The organism is Agreia sp. VKM Ac-1783 (assembly GCF_900177765.1).
GTDB lineage: Bacteria > Actinomycetota > Actinomycetes > Actinomycetales > Microbacteriaceae > Agreia.
In genome coordinates this window covers 126,184-151,222 of the sequence record NZ_FXWI01000001.1, presented here as the reverse complement: position 1 = coordinate 151,222, position 25,039 = coordinate 126,184, and the positions used below count along the sequence as shown (strand labels likewise).

The 25,039-nt window shown below is 65.9% G+C and carries 19 protein-coding genes; 6 read left to right on the top strand and 13 right to left on the bottom strand.

Annotation, left to right across the window (positions count from 1 at the left end; all coding sequences use genetic code 11):
- Nucleotides 1-72: 72 nt before the first annotated feature.
- The 4 genes from CCK87_RS00755 to CCK87_RS00740 are packed head-to-tail and all read right to left on the bottom strand — an operon-like array spanning nucleotide 73 to nucleotide 6,284.
- Complete coding sequence (locus CCK87_RS00755; protein WP_086459618.1) at nucleotides 73-2,604, bottom strand: right-handed parallel beta-helix repeat-containing protein; 2,532 nt, start codon at nucleotides 2,602-2,604, stop codon at nucleotides 73-75.
- A gap of 3 nt (nucleotides 2,605-2,607) precedes the next feature.
- Nucleotides 2,608-3,573 (bottom strand): glycosyltransferase family 2 protein, encoded by a 966-nt coding sequence (locus tag CCK87_RS00750; protein ID WP_086459617.1) that lies wholly within the window; start codon nucleotides 3,571-3,573, stop codon nucleotides 2,608-2,610.
- Complete coding sequence (locus tag CCK87_RS00745) at nucleotides 3,570-5,087, bottom strand: lipopolysaccharide biosynthesis protein (RefSeq protein ID WP_086459616.1); 1,518 nt, start codon at nucleotides 5,085-5,087, stop codon at nucleotides 3,570-3,572. Before CCK87_RS00745 ends, CCK87_RS00750 begins: the two co-directional genes overlap by 4 nt.
- Before the next feature lie 3 nt (nucleotides 5,088-5,090).
- Entirely contained in the window at nucleotides 5,091-6,284 is a 1,194-nt protein-coding gene (locus tag CCK87_RS00740; protein ID WP_086459615.1) for a glycosyltransferase, read from the bottom strand.
- 201 nt (nucleotides 6,285-6,485) lie between these two features.
- Between CCK87_RS00740 and CCK87_RS00735 the strand changes: the two genes are divergently transcribed.
- Nucleotides 6,486-7,976, top strand: coding sequence for a polysaccharide biosynthesis tyrosine autokinase (locus CCK87_RS00735; protein WP_086459614.1), 1,491 nt, complete (start codon nucleotides 6,486-6,488; stop codon nucleotides 7,974-7,976).
- Nucleotides 7,973-9,298, top strand: coding sequence for a hypothetical protein (locus tag CCK87_RS00730; RefSeq protein WP_086459613.1), 1,326 nt, complete (start codon nucleotides 7,973-7,975; stop codon nucleotides 9,296-9,298). The genes CCK87_RS00735 and CCK87_RS00730 overlap by 4 nt, the downstream gene beginning before the upstream one ends.
- Here CCK87_RS00730 and CCK87_RS00725 read toward each other — a convergent pair.
- From CCK87_RS00725 to CCK87_RS00715, 3 genes are all read right to left on the bottom strand, one after another.
- Entirely contained in the window at nucleotides 9,206-10,129 is a 924-nt protein-coding gene (locus CCK87_RS00725; protein WP_086459612.1) for a hypothetical protein, read from the bottom strand. The genes CCK87_RS00730 and CCK87_RS00725 overlap by 93 nt on opposite strands.
- Nucleotides 10,130-10,136: 7 nt before the next feature.
- Nucleotides 10,137-15,569 carry a PKD domain-containing protein gene (locus tag CCK87_RS00720; RefSeq protein ID WP_249273645.1) on the bottom strand — a complete coding sequence of 1,811 codons (5,433 nt, stop codon included), beginning with the start codon at nucleotides 15,567-15,569 and terminating at the stop codon, nucleotides 10,137-10,139.
- 146 nt (nucleotides 15,570-15,715) lie between these two features.
- Entirely contained in the window at nucleotides 15,716-16,423 is a 708-nt protein-coding gene (locus CCK87_RS00715; RefSeq protein WP_086459611.1) for a hypothetical protein, read from the bottom strand.
- A 189-nt stretch (nucleotides 16,424-16,612) separates the two neighbouring features.
- Between CCK87_RS00715 and CCK87_RS00710 the strand changes: the two genes are divergently transcribed.
- Together CCK87_RS00710 and CCK87_RS00705 are read left to right on the top strand one after the other, a co-directional pair.
- Nucleotides 16,613-17,077 (top strand): adenylyltransferase/cytidyltransferase family protein, encoded by a 465-nt coding sequence (locus tag CCK87_RS00710; RefSeq protein WP_086459610.1) that lies wholly within the window; start codon nucleotides 16,613-16,615, stop codon nucleotides 17,075-17,077.
- Nucleotides 17,078-17,206: 129 nt separating this feature from the next.
- Nucleotides 17,207-17,386, top strand: coding sequence for a hypothetical protein (locus CCK87_RS00705; protein ID WP_086459609.1), 180 nt, complete (start codon nucleotides 17,207-17,209; stop codon nucleotides 17,384-17,386).
- Between the two features lie 37 nt (nucleotides 17,387-17,423).
- Here the strand turns inward: CCK87_RS00705 and CCK87_RS00700 are convergent, their stop codons facing one another.
- The 3 genes from CCK87_RS00700 to CCK87_RS00690 all read right to left on the bottom strand — a co-directional run bounded on the left by CCK87_RS00700 (nucleotide 17,424) and on the right by CCK87_RS00690 (nucleotide 18,951).
- A complete protein-coding gene (locus CCK87_RS00700) occupies nucleotides 17,424-17,627 on the bottom strand; it encodes a hypothetical protein (RefSeq protein ID WP_086459608.1) in 204 nt (67 codons plus the stop codon).
- 258 nt (nucleotides 17,628-17,885) lie between these two features.
- Nucleotides 17,886-18,269 (bottom strand): hypothetical protein, encoded by a 384-nt coding sequence (locus tag CCK87_RS00695; RefSeq protein WP_086459607.1) that lies wholly within the window; start codon nucleotides 18,267-18,269, stop codon nucleotides 17,886-17,888.
- A 226-nt stretch (nucleotides 18,270-18,495) separates the two neighbouring features.
- Nucleotides 18,496-18,951, bottom strand: coding sequence for an SRPBCC family protein (locus CCK87_RS00690; RefSeq protein ID WP_086459606.1), 456 nt, complete (start codon nucleotides 18,949-18,951; stop codon nucleotides 18,496-18,498).
- 133 nt (nucleotides 18,952-19,084) lie between these two features.
- Here CCK87_RS00690 and CCK87_RS00685 point away from each other — a divergent pair, with 133 nt between their 5' ends.
- Nucleotides 19,085-19,939: an endonuclease/exonuclease/phosphatase family protein gene (locus tag CCK87_RS00685; RefSeq protein WP_086459605.1), complete on the top strand. Its 855-nt coding sequence runs from the start codon at nucleotides 19,085-19,087 to the stop codon at nucleotides 19,937-19,939.
- A gap of 9 nt (nucleotides 19,940-19,948) precedes the next feature.
- The gene (locus tag CCK87_RS00680; protein WP_086459604.1) at nucleotides 19,949-20,617 is read left to right on the top strand and encodes a hypothetical protein; all 669 of its coding nucleotides are present in this window, start codon (nucleotides 19,949-19,951) and stop codon (nucleotides 20,615-20,617) included.
- Nucleotides 20,618-20,744: 127 nt separating this feature from the next.
- Here CCK87_RS00680 and CCK87_RS00675 read toward each other — a convergent pair whose 3' ends face one another.
- The 3 genes from CCK87_RS00675 to CCK87_RS00660 all read right to left on the bottom strand — a co-directional run bounded on the left by CCK87_RS00675 (nucleotide 20,745) and on the right by CCK87_RS00660 (nucleotide 25,007).
- Complete coding sequence (locus CCK87_RS00675; protein ID WP_086459603.1) at nucleotides 20,745-21,620, bottom strand: hypothetical protein; 876 nt, start codon at nucleotides 21,618-21,620, stop codon at nucleotides 20,745-20,747.
- A 123-nt stretch (nucleotides 21,621-21,743) separates the two neighbouring features.
- Nucleotides 21,744-23,576 carry a choice-of-anchor G family protein gene (locus tag CCK87_RS00670; protein ID WP_086459602.1) on the bottom strand — a complete coding sequence of 611 codons (1,833 nt, stop codon included), beginning with the start codon at nucleotides 23,574-23,576 and terminating at the stop codon, nucleotides 21,744-21,746.
- Nucleotides 23,577-24,263: 687 nt separating this feature from the next.
- On the bottom strand, nucleotides 24,264-25,007 hold the full coding sequence (locus CCK87_RS00660) for a signal peptidase I (protein ID WP_086459600.1): 744 nt from the start codon (nucleotides 25,005-25,007) through the stop codon (nucleotides 24,264-24,266).
- Nucleotides 25,008-25,039 lie beyond the last annotated feature (32 nt).

Below are 25,039 nucleotides of genomic sequence, written 5' to 3'. Positions count from 1 at the left end.
GAGCAAAGCTCATTTAAACGCTACCCGCTCCCGCTGCGATCCTGTATCCCCTGTTCGGGGCGCCGCACGCTCCTACCGGTGATTCGATCCGAGCACACCCGCCGCAGCGGGAATCCGGGCCTTCGCCGCGACGGCCGAAGGCACAGCCACGGTAAGAGCGGTGGCCGCCGCGAGCGTCGGCGCCGCGACAGTGCCCGCGGCATCCATGGCCCCGTTGAACTCGAAGCCGCCCTTCTGACCGCTCGCCCGGGCGAACTCCGACAGCGAGTTGTAGTTCACCGTTCCGGCGGCGCCGTTGGGCCAGTGGAACATCACCTTCGGCGACGTGACAGCGCTCCGCTGGAACAGGTTTCCGGTGACCGCGATCTTCAGCTGAGCGCCCGTCTTCTCTCTCAGGTTGTCTTGCACGCAGAGCAGACAGTCGGTGCCCGTTATGGCGCGCCCGAGCACGTTGTTGCCAATGTTCACGTCGCGCAACCGCCACGAGACCGTGGGATCGGGCAGCGGCCGTCTCGGATCGTGCCCCGCCGCAGAGGTGTTGCTGGCCACACGCGTGTCCTGGGTCAGATCGATGTTGCGCTTGTTATCGATCAGAGTGTTGTTCCAGATCTCCCCCACTCCGGTGCTGTAGAGCTTGATGCCGGCCTGCGCATTGTTCGCGATGTAGTTGTTCGCAGCCACGACTTTCTCTGACAACTCGAACATGAGGCCGTGGTGATAGTTGCCCGTGATCGTGCTGTTCGTCACGGTCGCGTCGTAGACCGACTCGTCGAACCAGAGCCCGGTTCCCTTGTTCGAGCGGATGATGCTCGAATCGACCCAGACATCGCGCGAGCGCACCACCTTGAACCCGCCAGCAGCCGGCGTGTAGTTGAAGTTCTCGCTGTTGTTGTCGGAGACGAGCACCGAAGACGCTCGCATCCCATCGGCGTATGTGACCTGAATTCCGATGAATCCGTTGGACGATGACGTCACCCTCGTGAGGGTGAGTCCGGATGCGACGGCGCTCATGCCCATCGTCGAGATCTCCGTGAGAGTGACGTCGGTGAGGGTGACGCCTGTCGCCACATCGTCGACACGCAGTGCGCCCATGTCAGGCATCGAGGGAGCGTACCGGCGAATACCGATTCCCTGGATGACCGTCTTCGGCGCTCGAATCGTTACAGCTCGCTGAAGCGTGCTCGCCCGGACCTCCTTCGCCGTCGGATCCGATCCGATGATGAGCTTGCGGGCGGCCTCGTCGAAGAAGAACGTGCCCGGCACGACCTTGGCGGCCGATGCCACCTGCGTCTGTGCGACTCCAGCGATGAAGACCTGGTCGGGATGTGCGGCCATCGGATAGTCGGGGTTGAGGAAGATCCACCCCTTCTGCGTGTAGTCGGGCTTGCCCCGCGAATACGTGGGGCTGTGATCGAACACCTTCGTCCAGCCCGAACGAACCCAGGTATTTCCACTCTTCTGGAAGCCCGAGACGGGCTCGCTGCCGTCGAGCCAGACCGCCTCTTTCGGGTAGCTCTGGATCGTGACCCTCTTGGCCTGCTGCACGACGACGGTCTCGTGGTAGGTGCCGGCGCGGAGAACGATAGTGGAGCCAGCGGGGGCGGCGGCCAACGCTTTCGTCAGCGTCTTGAACGGAGCTCCCTTTGTGCCCGCGTTGTTGTCGGATCCGCCGGAGGCGGCCACGAACACGGCATTCGCGGGGACCGCGTAGCTCGTCGAGCCGACCGCGGCCGATCCGGCCGTCAGAACGCCGGGTGCGGGAGCGGGCGCCGGAGCGGGGTTCGGAGCCGGCTCGGGCGCCGGAACAGGGTCAGGATCAGGCGCCGGAGCGGGATCGGGTGCCGGAGCAGGCGTCGCGGCCTTCTTGAGCGTCTCGACGGTGATCTTGTCGTAGACCACCGTCGCCGCCGATGACCCACTGGCCGTGTAGGTCCAGATTCCAGGCGTACCGGCTTGAGATATGCGTTTGTCGCTCGCGTCCTTCGCGACGACCGACCAGGCCGGAACCGTGCCGCCGGTCGGATAGACCCGAGCGCTCAACTCGACCGGCGACGATCCGGTGACCCTCAGCTGCAGCGTGAGGCGGGCCGACGCAGCGGCCGACACGGGAACCGCGACGCCACCCAGGGCGACGACGTTGCCGGAGGTGTCGTCGATGCGGCCGATCGCGAGGGCGACATCGCCATTCGGTGCGATCGTGGCCGCGGCACGGTAGGCTTTCGCGCCCGCCTGCCGTTCGTAGATAGCGACCCGAAGGCCACCGCCCGCCTGCGGAATGGTCGGAACCGTGAACTGGGTCGAGACCTGCCCATCGGCGAGGCTGACTGAGGAGAGATTAGCGGCCCTCGACGTCGCAGCCGCGGGGATAGCGACCGTGCCCTTCTTCGACGCGACCGAGAACGACGGCGCGCCTGTCAGCTGATACGCGCCGCCGCTGGTGGCCGAACCCCAGCCCTGCTGCACCGTGCGCGCGAAGTCGTCGGAGGCGACTACCTTGTCAGTCGTCCATGGATCGGTGTCTGTGGCCGCGGTCGCCGTTGCCCCCGCTCCGCCCAAGATCAGCGCGATCGACAGAAGGGCGATAAATGGAGTTGTGGCGCGCACGTGTCAGACCTTCTCTGTGATCGGCTGAACGGTGGTCGGGCGAGAGTACTCGGAATACACGTGCCCGAACGCCCCCGCGAGCATTCCAGCGCCGCGATGGCGAGTTCGCACTCCATGCGCTTCGACGCTGACCCGCCCGGTTATGCGACCGAGCACACCCTGCAGCCCGCCGCCGACGAACCGGATGCCTCCGCGCACGCTCAGGACGAGCCGTGTTCGAAGGCGTCCCATCACCGTGGGCTCGAGTGCCAGCGACGACCTGCTCCATGAGTTGCCGCTCCGGTATGCGCGCTGGAGGACCCACTCTCGAGTTGCGCGGGAGGCGGGGACGACGTCGTGCACCACCGCTTCGTCGCACCACACGATCTCTCCCCCGGCCGTCGTGATCTGCCGAGAGAAGAGGGTGTCACTTCCGCCGGACAGGCCGAACTCGTCGTCGAATTCGATGCCTCTGCTGCGCAGCCAGTTGAGGTCGAGCAAGAGGTTGTTCGTCGCAGCCACGTCGACCCTGGTTCCCGACGACAGTCTCCGGCGAGTGAAGAACCCGCCCTCCTCGATCCAGCGCTCGGGTTCTTTCTCATACGTCGAGACGACCGGGCCGACGACGGCCACAGGCCAGGAGCGCAGGTATTCGTCTACGAGCTCGAGCAACCAGCCGTCGACCGGCACCTCGTCGTCGTCTATGAAGACGAGCAGCGTCGCATCGTCAGCCTCGCGGAGAGCCCTGTTGCGTGCCGCGGCGATACCCGGGATCGGCTCGTGTACGTATCGACCCGAGCCGCCCAGCGCGCGTGATGCGGGATGCCGCGCCGACGCATCCGGGTCGTTGTCGACGACCACGACCGACACGGGCATGGTCACCGACGCCGCCTGCTCCCGGAGCAGCCCTATAAGAGGTACGAGCTGGCTGACCCGGCGGTACGTGAGCACGGCGATCGTCAGGGAGAGTTCGGGGCCTGGTGCATTCATAGGACTGCCTCTTTATTCGGAGTGCCGGTTGATGTGGGTCGCGAGCCTGACTGCGCCCGTCGTGATCCGAGGATCTCGCCCGCCCGACCAAGGAATCTGATCGTGTACGAACGGTGGATGAGGAGGAGCACGCCGACGGCGAGCGCGAGGTAGGCGGTCGCACCGAGAGCGACGTGGCCGAAAAGCGGCAGGTCGAGCAGGCCGACGGCGAGATAGCCCGCCGCGCCCCAGAGGCTCGCGTGGACAGCCGGGAGAATCGCACCCACCTGGTGGCGGATCTTCACACCGGTGATCGTGGATTGGATGGCGAAGAGCACGGGAACGAGGAGGAAGCCCGCGGCCGTGTAGCCGATCGCGACACCCAGCACCCCGAACTGCAGACCGATGACGATGCCGGCCACCTGCAATCCCGTGGCCAAGAACTCGTAGTTGAGAAGGAGGGTGGTGCGCCCGAACGCCTTCATGAGCGCGGGCGTGATGTAGAAGATCGTCTCGCGGGCGCCACCGAGGGCGAAGGCGGAGATCAATGCGGCCGCGGGCAACCATTCGGGGCCGAGCACCACGCGCACCAGTTCGGGCGCCGCGCACGAGATGAACACCATCACCGGAACGACCGCGAGCGCGAGGGTCTCTGTGGCGCTCGTCAACTGCGCCGAGACTCGTGCACGATCGTGGGCATTTCTCGAGAACACGGGAAAGAGCACCCTGTTCACGGTCTGGCCCACGAACTGCACCGGAAGCGACAGCACCCGGTAGGCCATTCCGTAGAGGGCGAGCGACGTGACTCCCAGCACTCGCCCGACGAGGATGCCGTCGACGTTGCGCGAGAAGTAGGCGATGCAGTTCGTGAAGAACACCTTGACGCTGAACGACATGAGATCGGCCACGTGGCGGAAGGCGAAGTTAGGAACTGGTCCGCGAGCGAAGATCCAGAGGAGAACGGCGACGATCGCATCGGTCACGCCGACCTGGTACACCAGCGAATAGAAGTCGGCACCCACGAGGGCGGCCGTGACGCCTGTCGCGGCGCCCGCTACTCCCGCCACCACGTCGCTCACCGCGATGCCCTTGAACGCCTGCCCGCGCGAGAGCATCGCTCGCGGAACGATGGCGATCGCCTTGAGGGGAACCAGCACCGCCAAGATGCGGAACACCGCGGTCAGCTCGGGCGTACTGAAGAACGCCGCCAGAAGGGGCGCGGTCAGCCACGTCGCGATGGCAATGACCACCGCGAGCAGGATGTTGACGGTTGCGACGGCACCCGGCGCACGCTTGCTGAGCTGGGGGCGTTGGATGAGCGCCGCCGAGAGCCCCTGATCGAGGATGAGCGACGTCAGCGTCACGTAGATCATGGCCGCGCTGATCACGCCGTAGCTCGACGGTCCGATGACGCGCGCGATCAGAACCGCGCTGACCACCTGCACCAGTTGGCGCACGATGACCGCGATCGCCGACCACCGAACCCCGTGCGCCACGGTCGGCGACGCCTTTCCCCTCGAATCCCCCGAAACCACGCGTCAGCCCTTCGCACCCGCAGCAGGGCTGGCCGCAGCAAGGATCGGCGCGGCTTCGCCTCCCGGAATGACCTGAGCGACCGCTTGCCAGATCTCGCCCTGGTAGGTCTCGATAGAGTGCCTCGAAGCGGCCGCTCTCGCGTCGGCGGCAGCGCCGTCGCGCATGACCTGCCATTCGTCGACCATGCGGTCGATGGCGTGCGCCAGTGAGTCGGCATCGCCGGGTTCGACGAAGACGACGGAGGAGTAGCCGGCCCCGGCCTCCCTCAGGCCCGACGTGTCGCTCACGATCGCCGGCCGAGCAGCCAGCATGGCCTCGACGGCCGTGTTTCCGAAGGGCTCATCGACCGTCGACGGAACGACGGCGACGTCGGACTCAGCGAGGAACGGGTAGCCACTCGGCTGGAAACCCTCGAATCGAACGCGCGACTGCAGGCCGAGCTCAGCGATTCGAGTACGCAATTGCTGCTCGAACCACTCGTAGCCTGGAAAGACGGCTCCGACGATGACGAGCGTCACCATGTCTGCGTGCCGCGCTCGCGCGATCGCCTCGACCAGGACATCCGGACCCTTGCGGGCGGACAGCCGACCGACGTAGACGAGCCGCAACTCTCGGTTCAGAGAGGCGCGCGCCTCGACGACGGTCTCGGGCCCCACAACGCCGTTGTAGATGACACGCGACGTCGACGCCGCGGTCGGGCTGGTGAGCTGCACCGTGTCTCGCGCATAGATGCTGTTGAAGACCACGAGCGACGCCAGCCGGAGCGGCGCCGCGAGGGCGTATCGGAGCGCGCGACCCGCGCTGCGTTCAGCCTCGTGCACGTGCACGACGAGGGGCGTGCCCGAGAGACGCGCGATCAGGTTCCAGAGCGGAATGGTGAGCGTGCTCACGTAGATCGCGCTGGGGCGAGACCGTCTCACCAGAGCCAGCCCCGACACGAGACCGACCACCGAACGAGAGACGAACCCGACGAAGCCGCGCGGCTTCAGCACCGATTTGCGAACGACGGGCATCGGAACGATCCGCACACGTGCGCCGCGAGCCGTCAGTTGCTGCTCGAGCGGGCCGGATGTCGCGAGCAGGACCTCGACGTCGGCTCCGTTGCCGACGAACCCGGCGACGCTCTCGAGCAGAACCCGGTCGGAGCCGTAGAGCTCGGCGCTGGGGTGGGCGACGAGGATTCGCTGTTGCGGCATCGGTCAGGCCTCCAGGCGAGTGCGGTCACGGGCGGGATGTCGTACGAGCCTCGACGAAGGTGAAATCACGGTGAACATGCAGCAAAGACGAGGATTGCTCAATAGTAGTATAAGAAGTTCGCGAATATCTAACGATTCCTCAATCCCGCGCAGCCTCGACGTATGCTGTGACGACTGAGTGAACCACCGGGGAGAGTCAACATGGCACTGCAGGTCTATCTACGTGCCATCGTCACGGGCTGGTGGATCATCGTGATCACCCTGATCGTCGGTCTCGGACTCGCGACCGCCTACAACTCGATCAGCAAGCCGATCTACTCGAGCAGCGTCAAGTTCTTCGTGTCGACGCAGAGCGAGGTCGGCGAGACCCCGCTGCAGGCCGATGAGTTCGCCCAGCGTCGCATCAACTCGTATGTGCAGCTGATGACCAGCGAGGCGATGATCAACAAGGTCAAACAGTCCAGCGATATCGATCTCAGCGTTCCGCAGTTGACCTCGATGATCTCGGCCTATTCCGACCCCGAGACCGTTCTCCTCGGCGTCGAGGTGCACGACACCGACAAAGACCGATCGTTCGCGATCGCCCGGGCAGTGGCCGAAGACTTCGGCGCACTGGTCGCCGAGCTCGACAACCGCGGCAACGCCGAGGCTGCGAACGTGAAGCTGAATGTCGTCTCGGGGCCGACACTGACCGCTACGCCTATCTCGCCGCGAACCACCCTCAACCTCGCGCTCGGCGGCATCGTCGGCCTCGCACTCGGCCTGGCCGTGGCCATCCTGCGCAAGACGGCCAAGAAGACGGTCGGCACCGATGCCGAACTCGCAGAGGTTCTCGGCCTGCCCTCGGTCGGATTCGTCCCCCGCCTGCGAATGGGCCACCGAGACGACGCCCGGGCTGCCCTCACCATCGCGACAGAGCGCATCGTCACAAACCTCGGACTCGACACGCTGCCCTCGGCTGAAACTCGTGTCATCCAGGTCACCAGCGTCAACCCGGGCGACGGCCGTACTTTGATCGCGTCGAGCCTTGCGACCACCCTCGCGGGGCTCGATCGCCGCGTGGTGCTGGTCGAGGGCGACCTCAGGTCGCCGGCACTCCGCGAGGCCTACGACGTCGCCGGTGAAACGGGTCTGAGCGACATCCTCGACGGGCGGTTGTCTGCCAGCGCGGTGATCCAGGAGACGTCGATCGGGCTGCTGTCGGTCATCACCGCGGGCACGCCTCACAGCAATCCCAGCGAGCTGCTGACATCGCGCCACTTCGTCGACCTGATCGACGAGCTGTCGGCGCACTTCGATGTGGTCGTGATCGACAGCCCTCCCCTTCTTCCCCACATCGACTCGACCGTCATCGCGAAGCGGGCCGACGGCGTGGTGCTCGTCGTCGGGCGAGACCGCACGACCAAGCAGCAGCTGCGCGATGCGGCGGCCGCACTGGCCCCGACGTCGTCGCGCGTGCTCGGAACGGTCTTGAACGCGTCGCCCGCCGCGAGGGGCCTCTTTGCAGGCTTCGGCACGCCACGACGACAGAGCCCCTCCGCCGGCATCGAACTCCTGCTTCCTCCGTCTGGGGCGAAAGGGGCGCCTGGGGCCGACGATGGCGAGCCGAGAGCCGACCCGGCTTCCATCTCGGATGACGACGCTGGCACCGCACGCGACCGGCGCAAGAAGGTGCCGGTCGGCAAACCGTGATCCAGCTGCTGGGATGGGTCGCCTTCTGCCTGGTTCTGGCAGTGCTCGTGCGCAACCGGCCGATGGTGAGTGTCGGAGTCGCCACCGGTCTGTGGTTTCTCGTCCCGTCGATCGCTGGTCACCTCATCACCGGCCAAGCCGAAGGCGCTCTGTCGTTCCACCCCGCGACCTGGGTCATCCTCACCGCCTTCGCCGTGCAGATCTTCGCCAATGGCCGTCGCCTCGTCGTGGTTGTCGCTGAGCACATCCTGCTCGTTCTCGTCTTCGTCGTGGTGATCGCCGTCGCTTGGGTGAACACCCGCTACGGCACCTACGGCGGCGGAACCGTCATCCTCGTCGATCAGATCGTCATTCCCGTGCTGGTCTTTATGCTGGTGCTCCTCGGAGCCACCGTGCGCAGCCTGCAGCGCTTCCGTACGTTGCTCATCGTTCTCACATCTGTCTCCGTCGTCGTCGCGATCATCCAGTGGAGCGTCAAGGACACGGTGTTCTACGCCGCGCAGTTCGCTGAGACGTACTGGTTCGACGCCCGCTACGACCGATGGATGGGCACCTTCGACCAGCCGCTCGCGCTGTCGCTCGTGGTGTGCGTCATCACGCCACTCCTCACCGCCGTGACCCGATGGTGGATCCGCGTTCCGCTTCTCGCCCTGATGGTGATGGGCGCGCTCGTCAGCCAGTCGCGCCTGGGAATCGCGCTCGTCGTTCTGGCCGCCGTCTACGTGGTGATCGCCACTGCCACGACCCCCGCCCGCAGAGCGATCGGCGTGCTCGTCACGGCGGGCGCCGTCGTCGGACTGGCGTTCACTCCGATCGCGGCGGGGGTTCTTGGCCGCCTCGAGAACGACACAGGATCGACTCACGCCCGCGAGCTCGCGATCAGCTTCTTTCTCAGCGACTGGCCCCAGTTCTTTCTCGTGGGGCAGGGCATCTCGTCGAGCTATCGCGTCGCGTCGGCAGCGGGGCTGGGCACGAGCCTCGAGAGCTCGATCCTGATGTACGCCATCGACATCGGCATCGTGTTCTCCGTGCTCTATTTCGGAGCGATGGTGTACCTGCTGATCCGCTACAGACGGTCGACCGCCATCCGAGGCATTCAGGTTGCGGGTGTGCTCGCGTTCATCATTCCGATGACCTACAGCGCCCTCGCCACGCGCTCCGTGGCGGGCATCCTCGTCTGGTCCCTGCTCGCGCTGGTCACCGCGGCGAGCATGCTCCGCGCATCCGAGTTACGCGCCGACGCCGCGAATCTTCTCGAGGTCGGTCCGCGAGTAGAGTCCGGCGACGACACGATCGTTGCCCGAACCCGCGAGGTTCTCTGACGCGAGGGTGACCTCCTGGGTGCCAGGGAGGGTGAGGAAGTGCACCGGCGTCGCCGAGATCTGACGCACCGGCACGTTCGAACGCACCGCGATGGCGTGCAGCCACAGGTCGTCGGTGTACGGAGCCGCGGTGAGGAAGGCATCGCCGTTCTCGCGCAGGCGCTCGAGCATCGTCGTCGGGTACAGCACGCCCGACACTCCCAGGGGAACGTTGGCGGCGTGCGGGTGGGTGTCGGATGCGTAGGGCCACGACGTGTAGGTCACCGGTAGGCCGTCGGGGCCGAGGCCCATACGTCTGATCCAATAACCGACGATCGAGTCGGGATGTGCGCGGCTCGCAGCCATGATCCCCGCCAGCCAGTCCTCTGGGTAGAGGATGTCGTCGTCTGCGGTCACGACGGGCACGGTGAACTCGTCCTGCGATTCCACGTAGGGGTAGTACTTGGTGTGGGGGCCGTAGTTCTGTGCCAGCAGCACCTCGAGTCCGCGAGCCTTTTGCCGTTTCAGCGCGGGCGGGAGGGCGTTCAGATCGTCGACCGAGTCGATCCAGAGGATCATGCGGGAAGGGCGGACCTTGCCGCGGGCGATGGACTCGATGGCCAGATGAACCGTCTCGATACGAGAGCCGTAGCTCGTGAGAGAGACGACCACGGGTTCCGTACCCAGTACCGAATCGACACTCCGCTGTTCGCGAAAGCCGAGCGCACCCGCCAGGATGCGCGCCTGCGCCGAACGCGCCCGCTTGCGCAGACGACGCGCGATCCGACGTACGGCACCCGGCGCCCCCGAGCGCCCCCGCTCGGGCGCCCGGGTGTTGATCAGCTCTGTCATCGAATACCTACAGAACCGGTGCGACGGAGAGGTTGTCGAACGACACGCGAATCGGGAAGTTCGTCGTCGATCCGCTGAGGTAGGTGATCAGTGCCACTCCCCCGGCAGCCTGGAGTCCCGCCGTCGTGTCGTCGACCGTGACCTGCCAGTCGGTGGGCTCCTGCTGCCCGGTCGGCCAGAGCTTGGCACTGAGGGTCGTCGAGGTCGAGCCGACCGCCTGCACGCGGATCGAGTACTCCGTGCCAGGCACGTACGTTCCCGGTACGGCCAACGTCTTCAGAGTGGTCTCGGTTCCTCCGACGGTCTTGCCCAGATACAGGGTCATGGCGCCATTCGGGGCCACCTTGACCTTTCCGCGGTAGTCGTTGCCCGCGGAGACCTGCCGAGCCGCCAGCGAAACGTACTGGCCAGAGCCGTTGTCGAGCTTGTCGGTCGAGAAGTTCACCACCGCGTTGCTTCGCGTCGACGAGACAGCCGGAAGGAACGCGTTGAGTCCGGCGCCTCCCTTGCTGAATGACAGGATGCCCTTGCCTCCGGCGACAGAGGCGTTCGCGGCGCCGCCGTTCACTGTCCACGCACCACCCGCGTCTGCCGAACCGAAGCCTGCCGACGCGGCGCGCTCGAAGGCGTCGGTCGCGAGCGCAGCACCGGGATTCGGGTCGACAGGCGCGGCCGGACTCGTGACCGTGACGGAGTTCGACAGGGTCGCCGTGGCTCCCGCGTTGTCGGCCACGGTGAGCTGCACCGTGTAGGTGCCGCTGGCAGCGTAGGCGTGCGAAGCAGTCGCTCCGGTCGCCGTCGCTCCGTCTCCGAAGTTCCAGGCGTACGACACGATCGATCCGTCGGAATCCGTCGACGAGGAGCCGTCGACCGACGCCGTCAGCCCGGCCGACGAACTGACGAAGGCCGCGACCGGTACCGCATTCGTCGGCGCCGGAGGCGTGACGACAGCACCGATGGTCGTCGCAGACAGATCGTCGAACGAGGTCACGAGCGGGAAGTTGGTCGATGAGCCACTGAGGTAGCTCATCAGGCCGACCGTTCCCGGCGCCTGCAGGGCTGAGGTCGTGTCGTCGATGGTCGCCTGCCAGTTTGCCGGCTCCGCCTGCGACTTGGCCCAGGCCTTCGCGCGGATCGTCGTGGTGCCGGAGCCTTGGACCTCGGTTCGGATCACGTAGTCGGTGTTCGCGACGTAGCTCCCCACGAGATTGACCGTCTTGAGTGTGGTCTCGGCACCCGCGACCGTCTTGCCGATGTAGAGGGTCATGGCACCGTTCGAACCGACCTTGACTCGGGCGCGGTAGTCGGTGCCCGGGGAGACCTGGCGACCGGCTACCGAGATGAACCCGCCTCCACCGTTCGGAACAGCCGAGAGCGAGAAGGTCGCGAGCGTGTTCGTGCTGGTCGAGGAGACTCCCGCGAGCGATGCGGCGACATTCGCGCCCGCCTTCGTCGCCTTGAGCTGCGCCTTGCCGCCGGAGACCGAGGCGTTCGCCGTGCCGCCCGTGACAGACCAGGCTCCACCGACATCCGCTGTGCCCAAGCCGCCCGTGACAGAGCGACCGAACGCGTCAGTTGCCAGCGTCGGCGACGGCTGCACAGGCGGAGCCGTCACGGTGACAGACTTCGTCACCGTTCCGGTAGCGCCGGCGTTGTCGGTCACGGTCAGCACGACGCTGAACGTACCGGCGGCAGCATAGGAGTGACTCGTCGTGGCGCCCGTGCCTGTGGATCCGTCTCCGAATGCCCAGGCGTACGACGCGACCGTGCCGTCGGCATCCGACGATGTGGTGGCGTCGAACGACGCGGCGAGGTCGACCGCGGTGTTCGTGAACGCGGCCGTCGGCGCGACATTCGCCGGCGGAGCCGTGATCGTCACGGACTGCGTGGCTGTCACGACCGCACCGCGGTTGTCTGTGACAGACAACGTGACCGGGAAAGTGCCGCCTGCGGCGAACACGTGGCCGGATGTCACGCCCGTCGCGGTGGTTCCGTCACCGAAGTCCCACGCATAGCCCGTGATCGAACCGTCGGAGTCGGACGCCGACGATGCATCGACCGCCAGGGAGAGGCCGGTCGCGACCGTATTGAACGATGCCACAGGAGGCACGTTCGGCAGGACCGTTGTGATGGTGTGCTGCACGGTGTCGGTCGCGCCGGTGTTGTCGGTGACGGTCAGCACCACCGAGTGATCGCCCGCGTCTGCGTAGTGGTGCACCGGTGTCGCGCCGGTCGCCGTGCCTCCGTCGCCGAAGTCCCAGGCGTAGGAGGTCACCGTGCCGTCTTGATCGACCGAGCCCGAGGCGTCGAATGCCACATCGAGATCGGTGACGACCGACGAGAAGGATGCGACCGGCTTGACGTTCGGAACGACTCCGGCGCCGAGGTCGTAGTGGTTCTTGACCTCATCGCTCGTCAGAGCTCGCGGGTAGACCGCGACCTCGTCGATGGTTCCGGCGAAGTACGGAGCCGTGTTTCCCCACGTCGTGTCGCCGCCGACGCGCCAGTACCCGTTGTAGTCCTGCGCCTGCGTCTGCGGATTGGTGCCCGACAGCGCTCCGTCGACGAACAGCTTCAGGCCGGCCGACGACTGCGAGGCCGACATGTAGTGCCACTTGCCGTCGTTGTAGGCGGAGGGGGTCGTGATGGTGTTCGTCTGACCGGTCCACGTTCCGAACGTCAGACGTCCGTCGTTCTCCATGTAGACGTGACGGTCGTAACCGCTCGATCCACCGGTCTTGTTCGCACCGAAGCCGATCAGCTTGCCGCCTCGGGTGGTGGTCGTCTTGAACCACAGTTCGAGAGCGTAGGTGTTCGGGTTGTTGAACTGGGTGGCACTCGAGATGCCCGCCTCCTGCCAGCCGCCGTTGTCGACCGGCTCGAACTTGGCTGCCGTGTTGGTGACGCCCGAGAGGGCGCCGTCGACACCCGGAGTGACGAGCCCGGTGTAGTCGCCCGGGTTGTCGCTCTTGCTCGAGTCGACCGCTACCGGGCCGCTGTTCTCGCCGAGACGCCAGTACAGCGTGGGGTCGAGGTTGAAGACGGATGCGCCGTAGGCGTCAGCGGGTGCGGCCGGGATCGGCGACACGCGGCCCGATGCGACATAGTGCGCGACGAGCTGATCCTGCGAGAGTGCCGCTCCGTAGATGGCGACCTCGTCGACGTTTCCGGTGAGGTACGAGTTGTTCGGCTGGCCCGGCCATCCGCTGAGGTTGTCTCCACCGACTCTCCAGTAGCCCGTGAAGTCCTGACCCTGGGTGACGTCGGTGCGGCTGCCCACGACCTTGCCGTCGACGACCAGCTTCATGCCCGCCGGGCTGAGCGTCGCCGCGACATGGTGCCACTCGCCGTCGTTGTACGGCTTCGACGAGGTGACGGTCGCCGTGTTGCCGGTGTAGACACCGAACCAGATCTTGCCGTCATTGCCCATGTACACCTGGCGGTCGTACGAGCCGGATGTTCCCGTGGCCGCGTTTCCGAAGCCGATGATCTTTCCGCCGTCGGTCGAGGTGGTCTTCACCCAGGATTCGACGGTGAAGTTGTTCGGGCTCTTCTCGGCCTTCGGTGTGGTCAGGTACCCGGAACCGGTGAGACCGATGGCCGTGTTGCCGTTGCTCGCGTCCATTCCCGCAGACCCGAAGTCGACGGGGCCGTTCACCGTGGCGTCGTTGAAGCCCGCCCAGTCCTCCACCGTCGTGCCGGGCGCATCTCCGAGCCGGTAGTACTCGCTCGGAGCATCTGCCATGACGGCGGTCGAGTATGCACTGTCACTCTGACCCGTGGCCGTGGCCGTGATGCTCACGGAGTCGGAGCGAGCGATGTTGCCGAACGGATCCGTCGCGAACACGCGGTAGCGATAGGACTTTCCGGGAACGAGCCCCTTGTCGACGTAGCCCATCGCGGGAAGGTTGTAGAAAGAGGACTCGGCCGTCGTCGTGTAGATGGGCGTCGTGGTGTTTCCATCGCGAAACACCTCGTACTTCATGCTCGAGTTGTCTCTGTCCCAGTTCGCGGCCCAGCGGATGCGAACGGTGCCGCTCACGGTCGAGGTGAGCGTCGGATTGAAACGAGCGCCGGTGACTCGGGGACCCTGTGCGTTCGGAGCAATGCTCGAGACCGCGAAGCGAACGAGTCCCTGCTGCGCCGTGTTGTTGACGTTCTTGAACTCTCCACCCATGACGACGTACTTCGACGTTCCGTCGACGGCCCACGGCCCCTGGTTCTGGCCCGTGGCCGTTCCCGTGTCGAGATCAGGGAACCAGTTGAGAAGCGAGGGCGCCGGGTTGCCGGTGAAGCTCGGGTATCCGTAGATGTCCTGCGTGACCGTTCCCGTGGCGGTCTTCGAGAAGGCGAGCGCCCGGTGGAAACCCCATGGGTCTGTCTGGGGGAAACCGCCGATGTTGCCGCAGTAGTGCGAGTGGCTGGCGACATAGACGACATCGCCGATCGGCTTCACGGCGTAACTGTCTCCGTGGCAGTCCTCGATCCAGTCGATGGTTCCGCCGTTAAAGTTGGCGCGGAAGGCTCCCTCGAGGTTTCCGCCTGAGCCGAAGACGTAGCCGGTGCCATAGAACGAGTCGCCATCGCGGGAGAGACTCGTGATGGCCGACTGGGTGTTGCCGTTGCGCACGGTGTTGTTCGTGGCGAAGGGCAGAAGCGAGCCGTCGGCGGTGCTGACCGAGCCGAGACCGTAACCCGGGTTGGACGAGCCGTTGATGGCGGTGAACTGCCCGCCGATGATGAGTTGCGATGCGTCGGGCGAAAGCACGAGGCCGTTGACGCGCCCACCCGTGACCTGCGGGGCGAATGCCGTCAGCGCTCCATTTGCCGCGCTCGCCTCGGCGACTCCGGGTCGTTGCTCCGTGCCGACGGAGCTGAAGAGACCACCCATGAAGACAGAGGTCGACGTCGCCGCGATCGCCCGAACGGGCCCGGCCGGCTTGGGCAGGAACGAGGTGATGAGGGCACCCGTCGTGGGGTTGAGTGCCGCGATGCGCCAGACCGACGATCCGTTGACCTGGGTGAACGACCCTCCGACATAGATGCGCGACCCGTCGGGCGACGCTGCGATCGAGAACGCCTCGGCGTTGAGGCTGGGCGCGAACGACGTGATGAGATTACCGGTCGAGAGGCTGTACGCGAGGATGTTGTTGCGCGGCACCGTGTTCACACCGGGCGCCGAACCGGCGGGCCGTGCCGTCGTGAACTTGCCGGCGGCATAGACGGTGTCTCCGACGATGACCTGCTGCCACACGACGCCGTCGATCTGCACGGTCGGCAGGGCGTCAGCCGACACCGTCGTCGGAGAGGCCGGGCTCGTCGGATCGAGCGGCTTGGAATCGGCGAAAGCCGGCGATGCCGTCAAGGTCGCCGCGACAACAGCGACAGCTGTCGTCAGTACAAAAAAGGCCCGAGCTCGGAGCCTGCGTGGCTTTGCCATGGTTTCCTCAGCGTTTACGCGAATGTGAATGTGAAACTTAGATGATGAATGCTCAGTTTTTCGAGCAAAAAACGCCCCTGATCGAGCACGGTATCAGGATCTCCAAAAAATGAATATCCCTCAATCGGGGGGCCTTGTCGGGCGTCTCAGGCAGTAGGTGCGGCGCCCGCGAAGACGGCGAGCGGCACGGAGGCCAGGTAGTCGACGATGATCCTGACATCGGAACGCGCTTCGACGGGAACGGAGAACACATAGGCCGCCGTAGCGCTGGAACCGGCCCCGAGAGAGGCAGGAAAAGCGACGATGTCGGGGCCGCCGCTCAGCTCGCCGGCGGGAACGCGATCAGCTCCGGAGTCCACCGTGACTCTGGTGTTCTGAAGATCGACCGGCTCGCCTGTCGAATTGGTGATGGTGACCTCGAAGCGAATGGCGGGACCGCCCGACTCACCGATTCCCGCAGCCACTCCGTCGACCGAGGTGATCGACGAGATCGACGCCGATACTCCAGGTGCGATGTCGACCGGCGCATCGAAGGCGTTCGGCTCAGACATGGCGCGTTCACCATCGGCATCCGCCGACGGAGCAGCCGGCGACCCGGCACCGGTGGAGGGCGTATCGGCGGAACCCGTCGGGGACGGGGCCGAAGAGGCCGCATCCGACGCCGTCGCGGGCGCCGTCGTCGCTCCCGACCCCTCTCCGCTCGATGCGCTGACCGCAGCCCAGGCGACCACGCTGATCACAATGAGGAGAACGACCCCGATAAGTGCGAGAACCCAGACACGAGGGCGTCGAGCTCGCCCCGTCTCGGGAGTAACCGTCGAGGGATCGGTACCCTCTGTGCGCGAATCGCTCATGCTCGTCAACCTTTTTTCCGTGGAGTTACCGAGCATTGTTGCACGGGCCTTGAGGCGAATATGGCTCGATTTCTCACGCCCCTACCCCCAATACAGGGGAAAATCTGAGAAATCCTTGCTTTTTGAATTCGCCGGTCGCTAGCGTGATCAAAACCTGAATTATTCTCATTTATCTGATTGGGGGGCCAGTTGGTCATCAAGATCGGCTATGCCGCGGGCGCCTTCGACCTGTTTCACGTCGGACACCTGAATATCCTCAAACACGCCAAGAGCCAGTGCGACTACCTCATCGCGGGCGTCGTCTCCGATGAGATGTTGACCCTGACGAAAGGCATATCTCCCGTGATTCCGCTCGCGGAACGCCTCGAGATCGTCAGCCACATCTCCTACGTCGACGAGGCTCGGGCAGAAGTCGTGCCCGACAAGCTCGACACCTGGCGCGACATCAAGTTCGACGTCTTCTTCAAGGGCGACGACTGGCGTGACACCGACAAGGGTCGCCGCCTCGAGGCGGAGTTCTCCGAAGTCGGAGTCGAGGTCGTCTACTTTCCCTACACAGCACACACCTCGAGCACGAAACTTCGACGCATTCTCGATCTCATGCTCGAACCCGAGTACGCCAATGGAGCGAGAGGAGGCGCCACTGGTAACTGATACCTCTATACCCCCAGGGCCCGACCGATCTCCCCGAACGGTCGGGCCTCACCTGTGCCCAGGAAACCGCATGCTCTAGGCTGAGCGTCAGGGAGACCGCACATCGCGGGATCCCTCATGGGGGATCAGATGTCGCACTCGTCGCACGGCAGGCCGGGGCTCGTCCTCGTCGCCGATTCTGCTCGGCTCTACGACCGACCGGCACCCGACGGCAAGGTACGACTTGCGGTCGACCTCGTTATTCTGGGCGGCTCGATTGTCGTCGCGTTCGGGCTGTCTCTGGCAACGCGCGTCACGCGGCGCTCGTAGCACGCACTCGCGCCGCGGCCGGTAGTACCGGTTGAGTTCAGGCGGCGAACCGAACGGCGGCCTCTTCGACCGATCCGTAGGGACCGGACCAGGCGCGTTGCGTGTGATCGTCGCTCAATTTGGCATGCCAGCCATCAGTCATCCGGTACACCGTTGCGAGACGAGTGGTCGAGTTGTCGCCATCAGCCTTCAAGATGTAGGCGCGGCGGCGGCCGTGATGTTCGATGGTGATTGAGGTCATGCTGCGCGTGCGCCCTTTCAATCGGTCACTGACGTGATCGAGCTTTATATGAATGTTTCTCAACTAATTCTTATATGACGCTACAGAGTGTCACCTTCTGGCAGGTAGTCCCAGAAGAGGGCACAGTAAACGACATATGCTCAGAGTTCGGAGCGGCGCGATATCTGGATTGGGTACAAATCCGCCGCGCTGATGCCACGGGGCTCCGCGAGACCCTGGCCGGCTCGCCGCTCTAAACGGCGCAGATTTCAGCGAGGCTCAGCGCGACAGGGCGACGACGACCAGGGTCAGGCTGATGCCGGCGACGACCACGAGTCCCCCGAGTTTGAGATCGTCGGCAGACGGCGTGACCCACGAGCGCCGAGCTCTGCGCTTCTTCGACGCCGAGTTCGTACCGGCAGCATCCGATACCCGAGCCTTCGGCCGCGCACCGGCCGCGCGTCTTGCGCCGCGCTCGACCGGACGCTTTGCCGCGCGCTCGATCGGACGCTTCGCCGGACGAGCAGCCGCTGAATCCGACGCGGCGCCACCCTCGGCTTGCGTCGCGTTGTCGTCGAACTCGGCGAGCAATGCATCGAAGGTGAATTCGCGTTCGGCAGCGGTCATGTTCGCGTGATCGCGAGCGGGCAGAGGGGTAGTCATGGCATCCGAGACGAGAGAAAAGAGAGGTGTGTGCGGAAGGTGCCGTTCGGCGCGGGGCTACCGGCTGGTTCCGTGCAGTCAAAGATCGTTCACTCAAAGATATTGACATCTCAGATCTTTGTCGCCTCGGGATGCCACATCGACGGCGAGGGGCCACCCCCAATAAGGGTGACCCCTCGAGTCGATCAGGAGGCGACCCTCCCGCTCGCGTTCGGTCAGACCGAGATCAGGCCTGAACCTCGCCGCGCCATGCACCGTCGGGGTGCTGCTCCGACTCGATGTACTCCTTGAAGTTCTTCAGGTCTTTCTTCACCGCGTGGCTACCCACTCCTACGGCAGAACCGAGCTTCTCGAGCAGACCTGTGGGCTCCCAGTCGAGCTGAACGGTGACGCGCGTCTCGGTGTCGGCGAGCTTGTGGAACGTGACGACGCCGGCGTGGTCGACCTCGCCGCCCGTGCTGTTCCAGGCGACGCGCTCGTCAGGGTGCTGCTCGGTGATGTTCGCCTCGAAGGTGCGCTCGACTCCGCCGACGCTCACCTTCCACTCGGTGAGGGTGTCGGTCACCTGCTGGATGGACTCGACCTCGTCGAGAAACTTCGGAAACTCCTCGAACTGCGTCCACTGGTTGTAGGCGACGGAGACGGGAACAGAAACGTCGACGGTCTCGATGATCTGGGGCATAAGAGTTACTCCTTGTATTGCGGTATCAGCTTGTCCGTACGTTCTCGACGTTACGTCTCCCCACGCAACACCAGACACCCCCTTGACGCGCGGCGCATCCAACACCAGAGAGACATCGGCTTACGCTGGCCCCATGACTGACGCCCCGATCTTCGGCCAGGCTCACGCGCCGGATCTGCATGTGATGACCTACAACATCCGGCGTCGCATGCGACAGAACGCGCCCGGCAGCCCCGATCTGTGGTCGAGACGTCAGCCGCTGCTGCGCCAACTCCTCTCCCGCGAGCGCCCCACCGTGCTCGCCACCCAAGAGGCGCTGCCCGACCAGGCCCTCTTCATCTCGGCGGTACTCGGTCCGCACTATCGCCGCATCGGTTACGGACGCAACGCCGACGGCACCGGCGAGGGATGCCCGCTCTTCTACGACTCGCGTCGGCTGCACCTCGAGAGCTGGCGACAGATCGCACTGTCTGAGACACCGGATGTCCCGGGCTCGCGTTCGTGGGGAAATCTGATTCCGCGCGTGGCCGTGGTCGCGCGCTTCATCGATGTGAAGACGCACGAACCGCTTCGTGTCGTGAGCACGCACTTCGATCACATCTCGAGGCGGGCCCGGTTGCGCTCGGCAGAGCAGCTCGCGGCGATCGCGGCGTCGAGCAACGAGTCGATCATCGTGATGGGTGACATGAACACCGACGTCGGCACGGTTCCGTACGACGTGATCGCGGGCGACGCCGGCCCCCTCGTGGATGCCTGGCGCGCGGCCGGCGTTCGGCTCACCGCCCCGTGGGGCACGTTCTCCAACTACCGCGCGCCCAAGACCGGTACCAAACGCATCGACTGGATCCTCGTGAGCCCCGACCTCGAGGTGCGCGAGGCGGCCATCAACGCCTCGCGTTTCGACGGCGCAGCCGCATCCGATCACGAGCCCGTGCAGGTGCTGCTGCGCCAACGCAAGGCCCCGGCTGACGACGGCGCCGCTGGGTAGTCTTCGAGAGTGATCACCGAGACCTTTCTTCGGCGGCCGAGCGGCGCGGGCGAGTGGTCGGCCGACGCATTGCGCGTTCTGGGCGTGCTGAGCGTGCTCGCGGGCGGCATCGGGTGGGGTTTCGTCGAGGTCGCGGTCTTCGCGCTCACGCTGCTCGGGATGCTCGTTCCCCGCTTTCTCGGCGTGCGCCCGGGCTTCGACATCGCCGTCGGCGGCACCCTGCTCGTGGCGGCGTGGAGCGGAGTCTTCGAGCTGTACACCTCGATCGACTGGCTCGACGTGGTGATCCACTTCGCCGCGAATGGGGTGCTCGCCGCACTCATCTTCGTGGTGGCCGCACGGGTCGGCATCGTGGCCGATGTCGGCGACGGCGCTCCCGGCGAGATCGGCACGGTCGCGGTCATTCGCCCTGCGGTGCTCACCACCGTGTTCGGGCTCGCTGCCGGCGTGCTGTGGGAGATGGGCGAGTGGGCAGGCCACACCTATATCGACTCGGCGATCTACGTGGGCTACGACGACACCATCGGAGACCTCGCCGTGGGCGGACTGGGCTCGCTTCTCGCGGGCCTCTGCATTCGGTGGCTCGCCGCTGACAGTCGCTGGCCCAGAGCATCGACCGAGGGTGCTGCGCTCAAGGCCATTAAACACAAGAGGAGCGCCGGCTCGATTGGGGGATAAGCCGGCGCTCTCTCGATACAAAGCTATGGAGAGTTGAGGCTCGCCGCCATACCACTGAGCATTTTTCACCCCTCTTTTCACCCCCCCCCCCCCACCTGCGGGTCTCCGCGGCACGGGGGGGCACCGGTCAGCCCAGGCGGTCGAGGCGCTCCTGGGCCTGTTTCGCCCGCTTCTTGGCCTGCGCCTCGGCGCGTTCGGCCGCCTTCCTGTCGCGCTCGCCGACCTGGATGTCGTGATAGATGCCAGACAGATCCGACTCCACGCCGCGAAGCTGCTCCTCGATGTCGGTGCGCTCCGCCTCGAGTTCGGCGCGTCGACTCGCGAGATCGTCGAGTGCGCTTGCCAGATCGCTTACCGATCGATGGGCCGTGGCCACGTCGTCGAGCGCGCTCCACGCCGCGGCCTCCGCGGCTTTGCGCTCCCGCTCGCTAACCTCGGGGTTTGCTTTGGATGCCCGTGGGCGCGCCGCCCGAGCACGCCGCCCCGCGGAGACGCCGTCGGGCGGTAACGCGGCCGCCCCCTCGAGCCGCACCGGCTCCCACCCCGTGACCGCGAGACTGCGCACCAGAAGTCCGTCGCGCACCAGCGTGGCGGCATCCATGTCTGTCATCGCCGCCTGCAGAGTCTGAGTCACCTCGATCATGGCCGAGCCGCTGAGCGTGACGCCGGCGACGTCGGCGATCTCGCGGGTGCGAGCGGATGCGCGAGACAACAGCTTCTGCCGATCGCCCCCGAGCGAGCGCAGGGCGACCGGATCGCCGCTCTCTTGCGCCTCGCGCAGCCGCTCACCGAGTTCAAGCAGCTCGCCGAAGATCGCCGGATCTTCGCGCACGAGCGCGGTGACCGCCCAGGCCGGGGCCTGCGCGCGGGGCAAGCGCTTGATCGCCGCGGCATCCGATCGCTGCGAGGCCTCGCGGGCCGCCTGATTGCGGGCCGACGTGAACTCAGCGGGCGGCAACTCGTAGAGAGCCTTCGCCACTCGCCGCAGGTCGCTCGAGGTCATGCCTCTATGTTGGCGCATCGGGGGCGCCCGCGGGCAGGGGGTCGTGTTTGTGCCCGAATACCTCCATGTGTCGAGGGGGGCCTCGACGCAATGGAGGTATTCGGGCACAGTCGTCGTGAGTTCTCAGCGAGGGGCGCTGGTTCCCACCGACGACCGGGCCAGGTCGAGCTGCACCGTGGTGCCCACCGCGGTGAGCCGCAACGCGGCCACGTCGTATTGCCCCGTCGACCGCGTCGCCGCATCCGGGCCTGGAACCGACCAGGCCGGCTCGGGGTTGGCGTTCGCCGGGTCGGGGCTGTTCTGTGCGTTCGCGGTCAGCGACAGCAGAGCATCCTCTCCGAAGAGGCCCCGCGTAGCATTGGCCACGAGGGTGATCACCGGGGCGGTGAGTGCGAGCAGTGCCGCACTCGTCGTCGACACCACGCTCGTGGGCCCGGTGAAGAGCGCCGCGTTGAGGGCGGTGCCCAGGGCCTTGGCCACGTTGCTGGTCAACCCGTTCGAGAGCGAGTTGAGCAGCAGACAGAGCGCGGCGGTGGCGAGACCACCGCACGCCGCGCCGCCCGCGAGGGCGATCGACGAGGTCACGGCCGGCGATCCGTTGAGGAGCGTGTTGAGCGACACCTGCGGAATCGTCAGCGTGATCGACGCCACCGCTGTCGTACCCGCACCCTGAAGGACATTCACGACGACCTTGCCCGACACGGTGAGAGCAGTGAGCGAAGCCTGAATAGCGCTGTTCAGATCGTCGACGTAGTTGCTGAGAGCCTGCGTAGTCGCGGCGGTGAGGGCGTTGATGACGGCGTCGTTGATGAGCAGCTGCGTGTTGGGGTCGAGCCCGTTGATTCCATCTGTTCCGTACGCGGCCCCGAGCAGTCCGTCGAGATCGACGCCGATCTGTCCTGTCGCGAGGTCGATGGACACGACGCCCGCGTCATCGGAGATGGTGTCGTCGAGCAGGGCGTTCACGGCGGTCAGATCGAGATTCACCGAGAGCTGGCTGATCGAGACCGATCCGATACCCAGACCGAGCGTGCCCAGCAGAGCGGTGAGCGACGTGGTCAGGCCGCTCGTCAGAGATGTCAGCACTCCGGCGTTGCCCGCCAGCCCCTCCACCCTCGCGTCGAGTCCATTGATGACTCCCGCGGTTCCGGTGACGAGGGTGCCGACCGTCGGCGAGGTCAGGTTCAGATCGACCCCGGCCACGGCGTACTCGCGCTGCAGCGACGAGAGGATCGAGCCCGTCCAGCTGGCGGCGCAGGCGTCGAGAGTCGCACTCGACGCCACCGCGCCCACCTCGAGCGAGGCGTCAGCAAGGCCTGCGATCGCCGTGCTCAGGCTCTGCCCGAGCGCCGACTGCACGATGTTCTTCAGCTGCAGCGTGGCGAAGGTGGGCGGGTTCGGGCCGGGCTGACTCGCCGTGGTCTGGATGGCTCCGCTGTTGTTCACCGCGCCGGTTGCACCCGTCGACGTTCCGTCGGGGTTGACCTGCACGTAGCTGTTGTCGACTCCGAGGTCGGCGTTCAGCGGAAGGAGCAGAAGGTCGCCGAGGCTGAGCTGCAGAGTGTCGAGTGCCGTGACCGTGAGCGGATTCGCGTAGGCATTCTCGCCCAACGAGTTCGACTGCGGGGGCGACGGCGAGATCGAGACACCGGATGCGTCGTTGACTCCGCTGATGCCATCGAGCTCTGCGAGGCTGTCGAGGTCGATGCTGGCCAGGCTTCCGCCCAGCAGCTTGCCCGACGCCCGCGTGGTGAACGGCGAACCGTCTGGGCCGCAGTCGAGCGTGCCCACGGTCGCCGAATCCCACTCGGCGTCGAGCCACGCGGCATCCGTTGGTGCAGCCTGAATGGAGGTGCCCACTGCGACGGTGATGGCGACCACCCCGGCGAGTGCGCCGATGAGGCGACGCATCGTAGAGCGAGAGAGGGTGCGGCGGGTGGTGCTGCGCGGGGTCATGACTCGCTCCTTCGGGTGGTGAGGGTTCGGCGGTAGCGCACGATCATGCCGAGTGCGATGGCTCCGGAGCCGATGAGCACAACGGCGAGCGCATCGAGTCCGGTGTTGGCGAGTCCGCCTGTGCCTCCCGCTCCTGCGCTTCCCGGCGGCTGCGTAACCGGCGTCTGCGGACCGGGTGTGATCGGCGGGTTCGTCGGGACCACGTCGTCGCCCTCGGCGAGAACGTGGAAGGCGAAGTCTCCCGAGAGCCCCATGAGGCTCTCGTCGCGGCTGAACGAGACATCGGGCATGCGCACCTCGACGAGGATGTAGCGCGGACTGCCGGCTTCCAGTGTGCCGAGATCGAACAGCACCTCTCCCCCGGTCTCGGTGCCCGGCTCGACAGTCGTGATCGGCTGAGGATTGTCGGCACACACGGGATCTGCCGGGTCGAACGAGACAGGCTCGGCGGGCATGCCCGTCCACGGTAGGTCGCAGAATCCGATCGCCATGGTGACACCGTTCGGGTGAGCCATCAGCTCTCCCCCGGAATACATCTCGAGGGCGAGGCGAGCCGTCTCGGCATTCTCGAGACTCACCGTGATCTCTCCGAAGCCGACATCGCCGGGGCTCATGTCGAGGAACTGGAGCGGATCGGGAGACTCGCTGAGGTTCAGATAGCCGGGCGCGCCGGGTTGCGGGTCGGGATCACCCGGCAGGGTGAGAGCGGCGGATGCCCGGGCCGAGACGAGCGCGATGCCCGCCACCATGAGCAGTACGGCGAAGACCATGGCGAGCGCTGTGGCGGCTCGACGTCTGGCGGATGCGGGTTGAACGCGCATGGCGTCTCTCACCTCTTTGTGGTTCGGTGGTGCGGGATGTCTGGGTGCGGGGCCAGAAGGCCCATAAGACGAGGGCGCCGGCTGCAAGAGTGACGGCGACCAGAGTGATCGGGCTTCCGATCGCGTCGCTGACGGCCTGTCCTCCGGCGACGGAACCGAGAATGACCTTTCCCGTCTTCACGTGATACGGAAAGAGGTCGGGAATCGTGTTGGCGTCGCCCTGCATCGAGACGATGCGCCCGGTCGGCACGTTCGGGTCAGGCTCGATGCCGATGATGCGGTGGGTGATCGGCAGGCGTTCCCCTCCTCGTTGAAGGGTGACGACCTGTCCGACCTGGAGCTCGGATGCCGGGACCTCGCGCACCAGAGCCAGTGAGCCCGTCGGAATCGTCGGGGCCATGGATCCGGTGGCGAAGGTCACGAGCGAGAATCCGAAGAACAGTGTCGCGATGCCCCAGGCGATGGCGGCGAGGCCCGCCAGCCCGGCGAGCGCGAGCGCCGCATCCCGGATTCTCGTGACGACGCCCGCAAGCCGTCTCGGGCGACGGGACCCACCGTGTGCATGGGGATGTTCACGGTGGGTCCCGCGGATCTTGGCGACTCGGCTCATCGATTCGCCTTCCGCTCGTCAGCCTGGACGGT